Consider the following 14,544-nt stretch of genomic DNA (forward strand, 5'->3'; position numbering starts at 1 on the left):
GAGGGCGCAACGTGAGTCGAATTCATTCCACCGCCGTGGTGGATTCAGCCGCTGAGCTGGACAGCTCCGTGACTGTGGGTGCATTTACCGTGGTGGGTCCACATGTGCGCATTGGTGCGGGCTCTTCCATTGGCCCGCATTGTGTGGTCGAAGGCCACACCACCATTGGGCAGGACAACCGGATTTTTCAGTTCAACTCCATTGGTGCAATTTCGCAGGACAAGAAGTACGCTGGTGAGCCTTGTGAGCTGGTCATTGGCGACCGCAACACCATTCGCGAGTTTTGCACTTTCAATATCGGCACCGCGCAAGACGCGGGCGTCACCCGGGTGGGCGATGACAACTGGTTCATGGCCTATGTCCACATTGCACACGACTGCCAGCTGGGCAGCCAGATCACCATGGCGAACAACGCGACGCTGGGTGGCCACGTCAAGGTGGGCGACTGGGTCACCATTGGTGGTCTCACGGGCATATTGCAGCGCATGAAGATCGGCGCGCACAGCATGATCGGGTTTGCCAGCCATGTCGGGCAGGATGTGCCCCCGTTCATGATCGTCGACGGCCATCCACTGGCGGTGCGCGGTGTGAATCTGGTCGGGTTGCGCCGCAGGGGCTTTTCGCCCGGTCGCATCGCTGCTGTCCGCGAGATGCACAAACTGCTTTACCGCCAAGGCAAGACCCTGGCCGATGCGCGTGTGGCCATCGGCCAACTGGTTGAAAACACGCCCGAGGCGGCCGATGATGTTGCCTTGATGGAAGGCTTTCTGGGCCACGCCACCAATGGCATTGCGCGCTGAACCCGATGGAGTCCATCCGTGGTTGATCGGCCGTTTGCCATGGTCGCAGGGGAAACGTCTGGCGATCTTCTCGCGGGCCTGTTGCTCGATGGGTTGAAGACGCGGTGGCCAGCTTTGCGGACGCAAGGCATTGGTGGGCCTGCCATGCAGGCCCATGGGTTTGAGAGCTGGTGGCCGCAGGAGAAACTGGCTGTTCGGGGCTACATTGAGGTGTTGCGCCATTACCCTGAGATTGCCGGTATCAGGCGCCAGCTCAAGCGTCGCTTGCTGGCCGATCCGCCGGCCTTGTTTGTGGGCATCGATGCGCCGGACTTCAACCTTGATCTTGAGACGGGACTGCGAGAGCAGGGCATCAAGACGGTGCACTTCATTTGCCCCTCCATTTGGGCCTGGCGTGCCAATCGCATCGACAAGATTCGTGCGGCGGCCGACCACGTACTGTGTATTTTTCCTTTTGAACCTGACTTGTTGGCGCGGCACGGGATCGCGGCCAGTTATGTGGGTCATCCACTGGCGAATGTGATCCCACTGGTGCCGGATCGGGCCGCCGCCCGTCGGCAGCTGGGTCTCGGAGACGAAGACACGGTGGTGGCCTTGCTGCCTGGCAGCCGGTCCTCGGAGATTGCCTACGTTGGTGAACGCTTTCTCGATGCCGCGGCTTTGTTGCTGAGGGCCCGACCGGGCACGCGCTTCGTCTTGCCTGCGGTGCCCGCGCAACGAGAGCGGCTGGTGGCGATGGCCAGCGCCAGCGGGTTAGGCGCATCCATTCAGGTGCTCGCGGGGCAGTCCCACGCTGCCTTGGCAGCCTGTGATGTGACCCTCATTGCCAGTGGCACAGCCACGCTGGAAGCCGCGCTGTTCAAGCGGCCCATGGTGATCGCCTACAACATGCACCCCTTGTCGTGGCGCATGATGAAACGCAAGCAACTGCAGCCTTGGGTCGGGCTGCCCAACATCCTGAGTGGGGCGTTTGTAGTACCTGAATTGCTCCAGGATGCGGCCACACCGCAGGCTTTGGCGCAATCTGTGATCGAATGGCTGGATTCTCCTGAGAGAATCGCTGCCTTGCAGCACCGCTTTGAAGCGTTGCACCATACCTTGAAGCGTGATACCGCCCGTTTGGCTACCGATGCGATCGAAAAAGTTCTTGAATGCTGAGCAGGCAAAGCTGGCCTGGGATGTGCCCGGGCTGGTGGCTGGCGTGGATGAGGCTGGGCGAGGTCCGTTGGCTGGCCCCGTGGTGGCCGCTGCCGTCATATTGGATGAGCGCTCGCCAATCAAAGGGCTTGCCGACTCGAAGGTATTGACCGCGGCGCGGCGTGAGCAGCTCTACGACGAAATTCGCGCCAAAGCATTGTGTTGTTCGATCGCGCTGGCGTCTGTAGAAGAGATCGACCAGCTCAATATTCTGCAGGCCACGATGCTGGCGATGCAACGGGCGGTCAACGGTTTGCGCTTGAAACCAACCAAAGTCCTGGTGGATGGCAACCGTTTGCCTGCGCTCAATGTTTTGGCCGAAGCCATTGTTTCAGGCGATGCGCTGGTGCCCGCGATCTCGGCGGCCTCGATTCTGGCCAAAGTGACACGCGACCGCATGCTGGAGGACTTGCATGTTCGGTTTCCTGACTACGGTTTTGATCGTCACAAGGGTTATGGCACGGCGCAGCACCTCAAAGCGTTGGAAGAACACGGGCCGCTGGACATCCATCGGCGATCGTTTGCGCCTGTGGCCAGGGCATGGGCGGCGCGCTCAGGGGGTGTGGCATGAGTGAACCTACATCCATCACTTCTCGCGACAACCCGTTGCTGAAGCGCTTGCGGATTCTGGCGCAAGACAATACCGCCTACCGCAAGCAGGGCCAGGTGTGGCTGGAAGGCGACCACCTGTGCCGGGCACTGCTGGCACGCCAGCACAGGCCGGCCATTGCGTTGTTTGCCGACTCGGTCTGGGCCACTGCGGACCCCGCCCTGAAGCACGCAGCGCCCAAAGTGCATCTTGTTTCGGACGCCTTGATGGCGGGCATCAGTGGGCTGGAGTCACCGGCCGGCATGGGCTTCGTCTGGGACTTGCCTGCCGACGAAGGTGTGAAGCCGGGCGTCGCCACCGTGGTGTTGGATCGCTTGCAGGATGCGGGCAATGTGGGTTCTATTCTGCGCAGTGCCGCAGCCATGGGGTTTGCCCAGATCCTGGCGATCAAAGGCACGGCCGCATTGTGGTCGCCCAAGGTGTTGCGAGCCGGAATGGGAGCGCATTTTGGCTTGCGGCTGATCGAGGGACTGGCTGCGGAGGCGCTGGATTCGCTGCAGGTGCCCCTGCTGGTGACCAGTTCACACGAGGGTGAATGGCTGCACCTAACCGATTTGCCTTGGCCGTGCGCCTGGGTCATGGGTCACGAAGGGCAGGGCGTGGGCGCGGCGGTGGCTGCTTCGGCCACTCGATCGGTACGCATCATCCAGCCCGGGGGCGAAGAATCGCTCAACGTGGCCGCCGCCGCCGCCGTGTGCCTGCACGCGAGCGCTTGCGGAGCCTCCCGGCAAGCAGTCAGCCTCTCTGCCTAGCGTATACGCCGGTGATTCCGGAACCGATCACGCTATAATCCCGAGGTTTACCCGCAATCAGGGCAAACCCTTGTCCTCGCTTCGGGCCACAGCCACTTGTGCGGCGCAATCGTGAGTGTTTTCAGTCAGACTGAGGGCACATCCAGCGGCACAGAGCCTTCCCAGCTGTGTGTTCAGGCGATCTGCGGCCGCGCCCAATACCCTCTCTGGAGAATCCCGTGCTTCCCGTTCACCCGAAAGCCCTTCTCGCGCTCGCCGATGGCACGGTCTTTACTGGCATCGCCATCGGTGCCACTGGTCAAACCGTGGGCGAAGTGGTGTTCAACACCTCGCTCACCGGCTATCAGGAAATTCTCACCGATCCCAGCTACTGCCAGCAGATTGTCACGCTCACCTACCCACACATCGGCAACACCGGTGTGAACGAAGAAGACGTGGAATCCAGCCGCATCCACGCTGCGGGCTTGATTATCAAGGACCTGCCGCTGTTGGCGTCCAACTTTCGCAGCCAGGAAACGCTCTCGCAATACCTGGTGCGCGAGAACACGGTTGCCATAGCCGACCTCGACACCCGTGCCTTGACCCGCCGCCTGCGCACACACGGTGCCCAGAATGGTTGCATTCTGGCCTTGCCTGCAGGCGTCGCCATCACAGAGGCGCACCGTGCACAGGCCTTGGCGGCTGCCAAGGCGGCGGGCAGCATGGCTGGCCAGGATTTGGCCAAGGTCGTGTCGGCCACCGAACCCTATGTGTGGACACAAACCGAGTGGCAGCTGGGTTTTGGTTATGGCGAGCAAATCGCGCCCAAATTCCATGTGGTGGCCTATGACTTCGGCGTCAAGTACAACATCTTGCGCATGCTGACCCAGCGTGGCTGCAAGGTCACGGTCGTGCCCGCGCAGACGCCGGCAGCCGACGTGATGAAGCTCAAGCCCAATGGCTTGTTTTTGTCCAACGGCCCTGGGGACCCAGAGCCATGCGATTACGCCATCGCGGCTGCGCGAGAGTTGATCGACAGTGGTATTCCGACCTTTGGTATCTGCCTGGGGCATCAGATCATGGCGCTCGCCAGTGGCGCCAAAACGTTCAAGATGAAGTTCGGCCATCACGGGGCCAACCACCCGGTCAAGGACATGGACAGCGGCCAGGTGTGTATCACCAGCCAGAACCACGGTTTCGCCGTTGACGAAAAGACACTGCCCGCCAACCTGCGCGCGACCCACGTCAGCTTGTTTGATGGCACGCTGCAAGGCTTGGCCCGCACGGACAAGCCCGCGTTTTGTTTTCAGGGACACCCGGAAGCTTCTCCCGGCCCCCACGACATTGGTTACCTGTTTGACCGTTTCATCGGTCTGATGGAAAAAGCCGCATGAGCTTTTACGGGGTCACCGACATCTGGACTTACGCGTTGGGCGCTCTGGGCATCATCTTGCTGCCCGGACCAAACTCCCTGTTTGTTCTCTCGGTCGCGACGGCGCGCGGTGTAAAAACGGGCTACCGGGCCGCCCTTGGCGTGTTTCTGGGAGACACCATTTTGTTGTTGCTGACCGCCATGGGCGCAGCCACCTTGTTGCGCACTTACCCGCCGTTGTTTGTGGTGGTGAAGTACGTGGGTGCGGCGTATTTGGCCTGGCTGGGCTTCAACTTGATTCGCAGTGCCTGGCGGCAAGGGTTTGCCAAGCTGGCCGAGGTGAAGGCGCACGCCGATGAGGCGCAGACCCAGGTCGGGTCGGCCGACCCGTTTCAGCGTGCGCTGGTGATCAGCTTGCTCAACCCCAAGGCCATCCTGTTTTTGCTGTCGTTTTTTGTGCAGTTCATTGACCCGAGCTACGCCACGCCGGCCGTGCCGTTCTTGATTCTCAGCAGCATCGTGATGCTGTTCAGTGCGCTGTACCTCTCTGCTTTGATTCTTGGCGGCGCCCATTTGGCACAGGCGTTTCGCTCAAGGCGCCGTTTGTCCGCCGGCTTGTCCAGTGGCGTTGGCGCTTTGTTTGTGGGCTTCGGTGTCAAACTGGCTTCGGCCAGCTTGGGTTGAGGCTGAGCCGTGACAAAACCGCTGATAAGCGCTGACATAGGAACACCATGAAACTCTTCAGTTTTCCCGCCTTCGCCGTGGAAAAAGCGATCGCCAAACGCATGCTGACTTTGGCTTCACCGCACAAAGAATGGTTTTCTCAGCGTTGGGCCCAGAAGCCCTACAAAAAGAGCTTTGTGGAGAACAAGGCCATGCCCTTGGTGACTTTGCTGGCCAAGGGGAAAACCTGGGATGACGAGACCTTCAACGCCGAAATGGCCGCCTGGGACGCCTTGTTCTACGAGGCCGAGGTGGAAGTGTTGCGTCCCATGATCGAAGGCGACGGCCTGATGCAGTTGATGCAGAAAAACGTGCCTGCCGAGCGCGTGCAGGCGTTGCTGAACAAGCTGGAAACCCAGCGGCACAGCTGAGCGACCCTCGCTTTACGCTGGCTCCGAAGTAGACCCGAACCGACAGATTGATACCGCCATGGCCAAAAGAACAGATATCCACACCGTCCTCATCATCGGCGCAGGCCCCATCATCATTGGCCAAGCGTGCGAATTTGACTACTCGGGCGTTCAGGCCTGCAAAGCCTTGCGGGAAGAGGGTTACCGCGTGGTGCTGATCAACAGCAACCCCGCAACCATCATGACCGATCCGGCCACGGCCGACGTGACCTATATCGAGCCCATCACCTGGCAGACGGTTGAAAAAATCATTGCCAAGGAGCGCCCAAGCTGCACGGGCGGCTTTGCCATTTTGCCGACCATGGGCGGTCAGACCGCGCTCAATTGCGCGCTCGATCTTTGGCACAACGGCGTGCTTGAAAAGTACCAGGTCGAGCTGATCGGTGCGACGCCTGAGGCGATTGACAAGGCCGAAGATCGACTGAAGTTCAAGGAGGCCATGACCAAAATTGGTCTGGGTTCTGCCCGTTCCGGAATTGCTCACACCATGGACGAAGCCTGGGCCGTGCAGAAGACGTTGGGCTTTCCGACGGTCGTTCGCCCCAGCTTCACGCTGGGCGGCACCGGCGGCGGTATCGCCTACAACCCGGAAGAGTTCGAGACCATCTGCAAACGCGGCCTGGAGGCTTCGCCGACCAACGAGCTGCTGATCGAAGAATCGCTGCTGGGTTGGAAAGAGTACGAGATGGAGGTGGTGCGCGACAAGGCGGACAACTGCATCATCGTTTGTTCGATTGAAAACCTGGACCCCATGGGCGTGCACACCGGTGACTCCATCACAGTGGCGCCCGCCCAGACGCTGACCGACAAGGAATACCAGATTCTGCGCAATGCGTCTCTCGCTGTGCTGCGCGAGATCGGTGTGGACACCGGTGGATCCAATGTGCAGTTCTCGATCAACCCGAAAGACGGCCGCATGGTCGTGATCGAGATGAATCCGCGTGTGTCGCGTTCGTCGGCCCTCGCATCCAAGGCGACCGGTTTCCCGATCGCCAAGGTGGCGGCCAAACTGGCCGTGGGTTATACGCTGGACGAGCTGCGCAACGAGATCACCGGGGGTGCCACGCCCGCCAGCTTCGAGCCCAGCATCGATTACGTGGTCACCAAGATCCCGCGTTTTGCTTTTGAAAAATTCCCCACGGCCGACAGCCGCCTGACCACGCAAATGAAGAGTGTGGGTGAAGTCATGGCCATGGGCCGTACCTTCCAGGAGTCGTTCCAGAAAGCCTTGCGTGGCCTGGAAGTCGGCGTGGACGGCATGAATGAAAAAACCCAGGACCGTGAGATCCTGGAGCGCGAGCTGGGCACACCCGGCCCGGACCGAATCTGGTACGTGGGCGACGCGTTTGCCGCTGGCTGGTCGCTCGACGAAGTGCACCATTTCACCAAGATCGATCTGTGGTTCCTGGTGCAGATCGAAGAGATTGTGAAGATCGAGCTGGCGTTGGAACAAACCACTCTGGAAGCGCTGGACGCTGAGACATTGCGCGGGCTGAAGAAGAAAGGGTTCTCGGATCGCCGTTTGGCCAAACAACTCAAGACCACCGACAAAGCGGTTCGCGAGCGTCGCATCGCCGAGAACATCCGGCCGGTGTACAAGCGCGTGGACACCTGCGCTGCCGAGTTCGCCACCGACACAGCCTACCTGTACTCGACCTACGAAGGACATGGCGATGGTGAGTGCGAAGCCGAGCCGACCAACAACAAGAAAATCATGGTACTGGGTGGTGGCCCCAACCGCATCGGACAGGGCATCGAATTCGACTACTGCTGTGTGCATGCCGCTCTCGCCCTCCGCGAAGACGGCTATGAAACCATCATGGTCAACTGCAACCCTGAAACCGTGTCCACCGATTTCGACACCAGCGATCGCCTCTACTTTGAGCCGCTGACGCTGGAGGACGTGCTGGAGATTGTGGACAAGGAGAAACCAGTAGGTGTGATCGTTCAATACGGTGGTCAGACGCCTTTGAAGCTGGCGTTGGACCTGGAGGCCGCAGGCGTGCCCATCATCGGCACCAGCCCCGACATGATTGACGCGGCGGAAGACCGCGAGCGTTTCCAGAAACTGTTGAATGATCTGGGTTTGCGCCAGCCACCCAACGCCACCGCGCGCACCGAAGCGGCTGCGCTGGAGAAGGCCGCCGCCTTGGGTTATCCCTTGGTGGTGCGCCCCAGCTATGTGCTGGGTGGTCGTGCGATGGAAATCGTGCACGAGCAGCGCGATCTCGAGCGCTACATGCGCGAAGCGGTCAAGGTCAGCCACGATTCGCCGGTTTTGCTGGACCGATTCCTGAACGATGCCATCGAATGCGATGTAGATGCCATACGCGATGCCTCAGGCCGTGTGTTCATTGGTGGCGTGATGGAACACATTGAGCAGGCGGGCGTGCACAGTGGCGATTCGGCTTGTTCGTTGCCACCGTACTACCTGTCCAAGGAAACCGTCGACGAGCTCAAGCGCCAGACGGCCGCCATGGCCGAAGGCCTGAATGTGGTTGGATTGATGAATGTACAGTTCGCCATTCAGGAAGTGGATGCTGAAGGGGCCAAGAAGGATGTGATCTTCGTGCTGGAGGTGAACCCCCGTGCGTCGCGAACTGTTCCGTTTGTGTCCAAGGCCACCGGCATTCAGCTGGCCAAGGTCGCAGCACGTTGCATGGCAGGTCAGACCCTGGACAGCCAAGGCATTGGCGCCGAAGTGACGCCGCCCTATTTCAGCGTCAAGGAAGCCGTGTTCCCATTCGTGAAGTTCCCGGGCGTGGACACGATTCTTGGCCCGGAGATGAAGTCGACTGGCGAAGTCATGGGCGTGGGCAAGACCTTTGGTGAGGCGTTTGTAAAAAGCCAGCTGGGCGCCGGCACGCAGCTGCCACGTGCCAAGAAAGCCGATGGCTCGCCTTCAGGCAAGGTGTTCCTCACGGTTAAAAACAGCGACAAACCACGCGCCGTAGAGATTGCGCGCCAACTGGTGGCCATGGGGTTTGAGCTGGTCGCGACCCGTGGCACCGCGGCGGCCATTGCGGCGGCAGGGGTGGCCGTCGACACGGTGAACAAGGTGACCGAAGGCCGCCCGCACATCGTCGACATGATCAAGAGCGATGGCATCGTTTTGGTGATCAACACGGTGGAAGAGCGCCGAAACGCGATCGCGGATTCGGGTGCGATTCGCACTTCAGCGCTGCTGGCCCGTGTAACCACCTACACCACCATTGCCGGCGCTGAGGCCGCGGTGGAGGGCATGGCCTACATGGACAGCCTGGGTGTCATTTCCGTGCAGGAAATGCACGCCCAACTGACCGCCTGACATTCTGCTGGCGCTTGGGCAGGGTCTGCGTGAGGCCCTGGCCGAGGTATGCATAATGTGGGTTGAATCACCGCCGACCGGTCACGCTCGGCGGTTTCCTTTTTTTTCGGCGCCACCGGACAGCGATGGCGCCCATGACAAGTCTGCTGGAGAGATCCCATGTCCACAATTCCAATTACCCGGCGCGGTGCAGAAAAGCTCAAGGCCGAGTTGCATCAGCTCAAGACGGTAGACCGCCCTTGGGTGATCAATGCCATTGCCGAAGCCCGGGCGCAAGGCGATCTGAGTGAAAATGCCGAGTACGAAGCAGCCAAAGACCGCCAAGGCTTCATTGAAGGCCGCATCGCCGAGGTGGACGGCAAGTTGTCAGCCGCCCAGATCATCGATCCGACCACGCTGGACGCTTCTGGCAAAGTGGTTTTTGGCGCCACGGTAGATCTGGAGGATGAAGACAGCGGCGCCAAAGTGACCTACCAGATCGTTGGTGAAGACGAGGCCGATATCAAGAAAGGTTTGGTCAACATCGGTAGCCCCGTTGCTCGAGCCTTGATCGGCAAAGAAGAGGGCGATGTGGCAGAGGTGCAGGCACCCAGCGGCAACCGACGCTATGAAATAGTGGCCGTTCGTTACGAGTGAAGCGGTTTCAATTCTGATCGGACAGGTATGAATTTGCAACGCGTCTCGGTGTTGGTGGCCGCCCTGTGGTGGGGCGCCTTGTCGGGCATGAGTTTCCTGGCCGTTCCGATGATATTTGCCAAGCTGGGCCCCGCGTTGGCCGGTCCGGTCGCCGCCCAGTTGTTTTCCATGCAGTGCTGGATGGGGCTGGGCTTGGGCTTGGCGTTGTTGCTGATCCTGAGGAAGGAGCGTGAGGTGGCTTTGGGTGCGCTGGGCGCTGCGCCTCCAACGGCTGATGGTTTAGCCCACATGCAGGCCACCGTCGGGACCATGGGTTTCGTGTTGCTGGCCATGTTGTTGGCCCTGGTGCAGGACTTTGGCGTGGCCCAAAAAATCGTCACGGCCCGTGCCGGCGGCGGCGACCTTCGCCTGTGGCACAGCCTGGGCAGTGTGATGGTGCTCGGGCAATGGCTGTGCGCGGGCACCGTGCTCTGGCGCCTGTCTCGACCGGGCAAACCATAACCGACTCTCCGGCGCGATGTGGCCCTCACTGAGGGCTCCGCGGAACTGGCATTGCCAGGCCGCCAGTGCCGCCGCGGGGGTTAAGCCCTTTCGGCCGATTCCAGCGTGTTGACCATCAGCATGGTGATGGTCATGGGGCCGACACCTCCGGGCACAGGGGTGATGTAGCCGGCGACTTCTTTCACGCCAGCAAAATCCACGTCCCCGCAGAGCTTGCCTTCATCGTTGCGGTTCATGCCCACATCAAGCACAACCGCACCTGGCTTGACCATGTCAGCGGTGAGCACGTTGCGTTTGCCCACGGCGGCCACGATCACATCGGCTTGCAGCGTCAAGGCTTTGAGGTCTTTCGTTCCGCTGTGGCATACCGTGACGGTGGCATTTTTTTGCAGCAGCATCAATGCCATGGGCTTGCCCACGATGTTGCTGCGGCCAATGACCACAGCATGTTTGCCTTTGAGCTCGTAGTTGATCGACTCCAGCATCTTCATGCAGCCATAGGGCGTGCAGGGCCAGAAGCCGGGCAGCCCCGTCATCAGTGCGCCCGCGCTGGCGATGTGGAACCCATCCACATCTTTTGCGGGGGCGATGGCCTCAATGACCTTTTGAGCGTCAATGTGGGCCGGCAAGGGCAGCTGGACCAGAATGCCGTGAATCTTGCTGTCGTTGTTCAGTGCTTCGACCCGCGCCAGCAAATCGGCTTCGCTCATGTCGGCGGGCCAGGTTTCCAGCACGGAGTTCATGCCCGTGTCTTCGCAGGCTTTCACCTTGTTGCGCACATACACCTGGGAGGCTGCGTTGTCGCCGACCAGAATCACCGCCAGACCTGGCGTGATGCCGCGTGCCTTGAGTGCGGTTACACGGGTGGCGACATCAGCGCGAAGTTGGCGGGAGAGGGCGTTGCCGTCAATCAGTTGGGCAGTCATGGGCATAGCGGGTCAGAGGGCTTGAAGCGGAAGCGCCCACAGGGGGAACCGGTGGGCGCAGTGGTGGGGGGAGCGTCAACGATCAGACTTTGACCGTGGTTTGGCCCAGTGCGATTTTGAGCAAGTCGGCCACGGTGTTGGCCCCGAGCTTCTCCATGATGTTGGCGCGGTGGGCTTCGACGGTCTTGATGCTGATGCCGAGGTCATCGGCAATCTGCTTGTTGAGCCGCCCTGCGACGATGCGTTCAAGTACCTGAGCCTCGCGACCGGTCAGCTTGGAGAGCAGGGCATCGCGGCTGGCGGCTTGCTGGTGGGTGGCAAACGCGTCTTTGGCCGTTTCCAGCATGCGTTCCACCAAAGAGACCAGCTGGTCCTCCTTGAAGGGTTTCTGGATGAAATCCAGTGCGCCTTTTTTCATGGAGTCCACCGCCATGGGCACGTCGCCGTGGCCCGTGATAAACACGATGGGCAAAGGCGACTGCCGTTCAAGCAGGCGCTCCTGGAGCTCTGTGCCCGACATCCCGCCCATGCGGATGTCAGCGATCAGGCAAGCAACTTCCCGTGCGTCGTAGCGACTGAGAAAGGCCTCGGCCGATTCGAAGCAACGTACCCGGTAGTCTTTGCCTTCCAACAACCATTGCAGTGAGTCTCTTACCGCCTCGTCGTCGTCGACAACATAAACAGTGCCTTTTTTGGGAATCAAACTCATCTCGTGCTTTCAGTGTCCGACAACGATGTGGGTGGGGTTGCTTCAGATCTCAAACGGGAAACCACAGGAATCCAGAAGCTGAAACAGCAACCCACGACCTCGCTGCCATTGTAGATGTTCTCAACCTGCATTCGCCCGTGGTGAGATTCCACGATGCTGCGGCACAGCTTTAGGCCAATACCCATGCCCTCGCTTTTGGTGGTGTAGAACGCCTCGTAGATGCGTTCGATCATTTCTGCTGGCACACCGATGCCTGAATCCCTGACCGAGAACTCGATCACCTCTTCTTCATTCACGCGCTTGGGGCCCACGCGGAGCTCCACATACCGTTCGCCTGGGGGCCGGCCCGCCTGTGCGATGGCTTCACCCGCGTTCTTCAGCAAGTTGATCAGCACCTGCTCAATCAAAATCGGGTCAACCATCAGGCTCGGCAGGCGAGCCGCAACATAGGGTGCCAGCCTGACTTGCTGGCGGCGCAGCTCGATGTCGGCGAGCTCAATCGCATTGCTCACCATCTGGGCCACATCCGACTGGGACGGGTTGGGCTCACTGCGCTTCACAAAAGCACGGATGCGGTGGATGATCTGGCCGGCCCGTTGGGCCTGGCGCGCCGTTTTGTCCAGAGCCGCCAGCAGGTCGGTCTGGTTGATGCGGTCTTCTTGCAGGCGTGAGATCATGCCGTTGCAATAGTTGCTGATGGCCGTCAGTGGCTGGTTCAGTTCGTGAGCGACGCTCGACGCCATTTCGCCCATGGTGATCAGGCGGCTTGCCGATTGGGCCCGCTCGGCTTGCAGCGCGGCTTGAGCCTCGGCATTGCGGCGCGTGGTGATGTCGCTGGCGATGACCATCTGGGCGAGGCGTCCATCGACCCAGGTCAGGTACCGGGTTCGCACTTCCAGCCACCTGTCCAGCTCCTCGACGAACACTTCGGAGTTTTCGGATCCTGCGTCGGTGAGGGTTTCGGTGGGCATGCCGGCGAAGGCGTCGACGGCGTCGCCATCATCGGGGCTGGGCGAGGGTTGCCGGCCAGCCAGGTCGACCAGACGGCGATGACCCAAGCCGCGCGTGCCAAACCACAAACGGTACATCTTGTTGGCAAACAGCATTTCGTCGCTGCCCAGCGGCGCCACGGACACTGCGGAGTCCAGGCTTTCGAGCACGGTGGTGAAGCGCTCGTAAGAAGCTGACAACTCCTCGCGGATGCGTTTGGGTTCGGTGATGTCGGTCATCGAGGTCATCCAGCCGGTCTGGTGCCCGTTGGGATCGATCAGGGGCGACACATACATGCGCGCGTCAAATATGCTGCTGTCGCGGCGCTGGACCCGCACTTCGAAGCCACCGGGGGTAGATTGACCGCTGAGCTCGTCTTCCAGCCGGGCCGCCAGTTGGTCGTGGTCATCGTCCGGCCAATATGGGAATGGCGCTGTTCGGCCCACGAGCTCGGTTTCGGTCCAACCGGTCATGGAGCAAAAGGCCGGGTTCACGTAGGTGATGCGGCCTTGCATGTCCAGCGCACGCATGCCGGTGAGCATGGAGTTCTCCATGGCCCGCCGGAAGTTGGTCTCGGCCACCAGCGCCTGTTGAGCTTGAACCCGACGACGGGTGTGGCGCCAGGTGCCGATCAGCATCCAGACAGTGAGGGCACTGAGGGCGCCAATCACCCAGAAGAACCCGTTGCCGACGATGTCTTGCGAGGTGCGGTAGCCCTGGGCTTTCAGCAGCAAGCCATTGCCAACCGGTGAAACGGGGACCTCATGCTCCAGGGGTTGCTCTGACCAGGGCAGCAACCTGAACACGGGATTTGGTGTTTGCAGCGTGCCTGCGAGTACCCGGTTGCGGTCGTCGACCAGGGCCACGGCGTAGCGAGAAATGATTTCCGGCGGCATGCCAAAGCGCATCAGGCCGTCGATGGAGTACTCGCCCATGATGGTGCCGGCGAAACGGCCTTGTTCGCTCAGGGGAACATGCACCATGAGAGTGGACTGGCGAGGTTCATCCCCGAGCGGGCGCGAATAAATGGGCTGTCGCAGGTCGCGGGCGAGGTCAAACGAGCCGTCCGTTTCGTTGGGGTCCAGGGTTGAGCCCACGGGGCGCATCAGGTGTGTGGGGGCGCTGGGAGAGGCGTAGGTCGCGAGCACATTGCGGCGCGCGTCAACCCAGGTCACCGCCAGCAATTCGGGAAACTGGCTGATCAGCGATTCCACCTGGAAAACAAATTCATCGGTGGAGATTTCCTTGTTGTCCACGTCGCGTGCCAGCCGCATGAGCTGTTCCTGTCGCTCCAGAAGGCGCAGGCGCAGCCGCTGTTGCGCGTACTCGACATCCCGGGTCACCGCTTCTTGCTCGCGCTCAAGTTCCTCGTAGCGGAGGTAAGAGATGGCGACAACGATGGCAGAAAGAAACAGCAGGACGGCGAGCAATGGCCCCAGGGTTGCGAAGCGGTCCTGGCGCGAGGGCGGCAGGCGCCGCCACCAGCGTTTCCACCAGGCGGAAGAAGGGCGTGGGGTGGCGGCAGAAATAGAGGCAGGAGGAAGCGGCGTCATGGACCTTGAAGTCTACGTGAGCTGGGCTCCCGATACGGGATGATCTGGATGGTTCAGCCTTGCCTTTCAGGCACACTGA

At 60.7% G+C, this 14,544-nt stretch carries 13 protein-coding genes; 10 read left to right on the forward strand and 3 right to left on the reverse strand.

Annotation, left to right across the window (positions count from 1 at the left end; all coding sequences use genetic code 11):
• Window positions 1-11: 11 nt before the first annotated feature.
• The 10 genes from lpxA to E5678_RS03790 all read left to right on the forward strand — a co-directional run bounded on the left by lpxA (window position 12) and on the right by E5678_RS03790 (window position 10,287).
• Window positions 12-800 (forward strand): acyl-ACP--UDP-N-acetylglucosamine O-acyltransferase, encoded by a 789-nt coding sequence (gene lpxA, locus E5678_RS03745; protein ID WP_136177282.1) that lies wholly within the window; start codon window positions 12-14, stop codon window positions 798-800.
• Between the two features lie 39 nt (window positions 801-839).
• Window positions 840-1,958, forward strand: a complete 1,119-nt coding sequence (gene lpxB / locus E5678_RS03750; protein WP_136180616.1) for a lipid-A-disaccharide synthase — start codon at window positions 840-842, stop codon at window positions 1,956-1,958.
• A complete protein-coding gene (rnhB, locus tag E5678_RS03755; protein WP_136177283.1) occupies window positions 1,930-2,568 on the forward strand; it encodes a ribonuclease HII in 639 nt (212 codons plus the stop codon). Before lpxB ends, rnhB begins: the two co-directional genes overlap by 29 nt.
• Window positions 2,565-3,359, forward strand: coding sequence for an RNA methyltransferase (locus E5678_RS03760; RefSeq protein WP_136177284.1), 795 nt, complete (start codon window positions 2,565-2,567; stop codon window positions 3,357-3,359). Before rnhB ends, E5678_RS03760 begins: the two co-directional genes overlap by 4 nt.
• 218 nt (window positions 3,360-3,577) lie before the next feature.
• Window positions 3,578-4,732 (forward strand): glutamine-hydrolyzing carbamoyl-phosphate synthase small subunit, encoded by a 1,155-nt coding sequence (gene carA, locus E5678_RS03765; protein ID WP_136177285.1) that lies wholly within the window; start codon window positions 3,578-3,580, stop codon window positions 4,730-4,732.
• A complete protein-coding gene (gene leuE, locus E5678_RS03770; protein WP_136177286.1) occupies window positions 4,729-5,394 on the forward strand; it encodes a leucine efflux protein LeuE in 666 nt (221 codons plus the stop codon). The genes carA and leuE overlap by 4 nt, the downstream gene beginning before the upstream one ends.
• A gap of 47 nt (window positions 5,395-5,441) precedes the next feature.
• The gene (locus tag E5678_RS03775) at window positions 5,442-5,804 is read left to right on the forward strand and encodes a hypothetical protein (RefSeq protein ID WP_136177287.1); all 363 of its coding nucleotides are present in this window, start codon (window positions 5,442-5,444) and stop codon (window positions 5,802-5,804) included.
• A gap of 58 nt (window positions 5,805-5,862) precedes the next feature.
• Window positions 5,863-9,150, forward strand: a complete 3,288-nt coding sequence (gene carB, locus E5678_RS03780) for a carbamoyl-phosphate synthase large subunit (RefSeq protein ID WP_136177288.1) — start codon at window positions 5,863-5,865, stop codon at window positions 9,148-9,150.
• A 159-nt stretch (window positions 9,151-9,309) separates the two neighbouring features.
• Window positions 9,310-9,786 carry a transcription elongation factor GreA gene (greA, locus tag E5678_RS03785; protein WP_136177289.1) on the forward strand — a complete coding sequence of 159 codons (477 nt, stop codon included), beginning with the start codon at window positions 9,310-9,312 and terminating at the stop codon, window positions 9,784-9,786.
• Between the two features lie 27 nt (window positions 9,787-9,813).
• Entirely contained in the window at window positions 9,814-10,287 is a 474-nt protein-coding gene (locus E5678_RS03790) for a DUF4149 domain-containing protein (RefSeq protein WP_136177290.1), read from the forward strand.
• A gap of 80 nt (window positions 10,288-10,367) precedes the next feature.
• Here the strand turns inward: E5678_RS03790 and folD are convergent, their stop codons facing one another.
• From folD to E5678_RS03805, 3 genes are all read right to left on the reverse strand, one after another.
• A complete protein-coding gene (gene folD / locus E5678_RS03795; RefSeq protein ID WP_136177291.1) occupies window positions 10,368-11,213 on the reverse strand; it encodes a bifunctional methylenetetrahydrofolate dehydrogenase/methenyltetrahydrofolate cyclohydrolase FolD in 846 nt (281 codons plus the stop codon).
• An 82-nt stretch (window positions 11,214-11,295) separates the two neighbouring features.
• A complete protein-coding gene (locus E5678_RS03800) occupies window positions 11,296-11,922 on the reverse strand; it encodes a response regulator transcription factor (protein WP_136177292.1) in 627 nt (208 codons plus the stop codon).
• Window positions 11,919-14,465, reverse strand: a complete 2,547-nt coding sequence (locus E5678_RS03805) for a PAS domain-containing sensor histidine kinase (RefSeq protein WP_136177293.1) — start codon at window positions 14,463-14,465, stop codon at window positions 11,919-11,921. The genes E5678_RS03800 and E5678_RS03805 overlap by 4 nt, the downstream gene beginning before the upstream one ends.
• Window positions 14,466-14,544: the final 79 nt, after the last annotated feature.

Origin of the sequence: Hydrogenophaga sp. PAMC20947, assembly GCF_004795855.1 — a bacterium.
Taxonomy (GTDB): domain Bacteria; phylum Pseudomonadota; class Gammaproteobacteria; order Burkholderiales; family Burkholderiaceae_C; genus Hydrogenophaga.

What these genes read in the sequence shown, in the direction of transcription:
- lpxB (WP_136180616.1), top strand. Translation starts at nt 840, where the DNA reads ATGGTCGCAGGGGAAACGTCTGGCGATCTTCTCGCGGGCCTGTTGCTC.
- rnhB (WP_136177283.1), top strand. Translation starts at nt 1,930, where the DNA reads ATGCGATCGAAAAAGTTCTTGAATGCTGAGCAGGCAAAGCTGGCCTGG.
- E5678_RS03760 (WP_136177284.1), top strand. Translation starts at nt 2,565, where the DNA reads ATGAGTGAACCTACATCCATCACTTCTCGCGACAACCCGTTGCTGAAG.
- leuE (WP_136177286.1), top strand. Translation starts at nt 4,729, where the DNA reads ATGAGCTTTTACGGGGTCACCGACATCTGGACTTACGCGTTGGGCGCT.
- E5678_RS03775 (WP_136177287.1), top strand. Translation starts at nt 5,442, where the DNA reads ATGAAACTCTTCAGTTTTCCCGCCTTCGCCGTGGAAAAAGCGATCGCC.
- carB (WP_136177288.1), top strand. Translation starts at nt 5,863, where the DNA reads ATGGCCAAAAGAACAGATATCCACACCGTCCTCATCATCGGCGCAGGC.
- greA (WP_136177289.1), top strand. Translation starts at nt 9,310, where the DNA reads ATGTCCACAATTCCAATTACCCGGCGCGGTGCAGAAAAGCTCAAGGCC.
- E5678_RS03790 (WP_136177290.1), top strand. Translation starts at nt 9,814, where the DNA reads ATGAATTTGCAACGCGTCTCGGTGTTGGTGGCCGCCCTGTGGTGGGGC.
- folD (WP_136177291.1), bottom strand. Translation starts at nt 11,213, where the DNA reads ATGACTGCCCAACTGATTGACGGCAACGCCCTCTCCCGCCAACTTCGC.
- E5678_RS03800 (WP_136177292.1), bottom strand. Translation starts at nt 11,922, where the DNA reads ATGAGTTTGATTCCCAAAAAAGGCACTGTTTATGTTGTCGACGACGAC.
- E5678_RS03805 (WP_136177293.1), bottom strand. Translation starts at nt 14,465, where the DNA reads ATGACGCCGCTTCCTCCTGCCTCTATTTCTGCCGCCACCCCACGCCCT.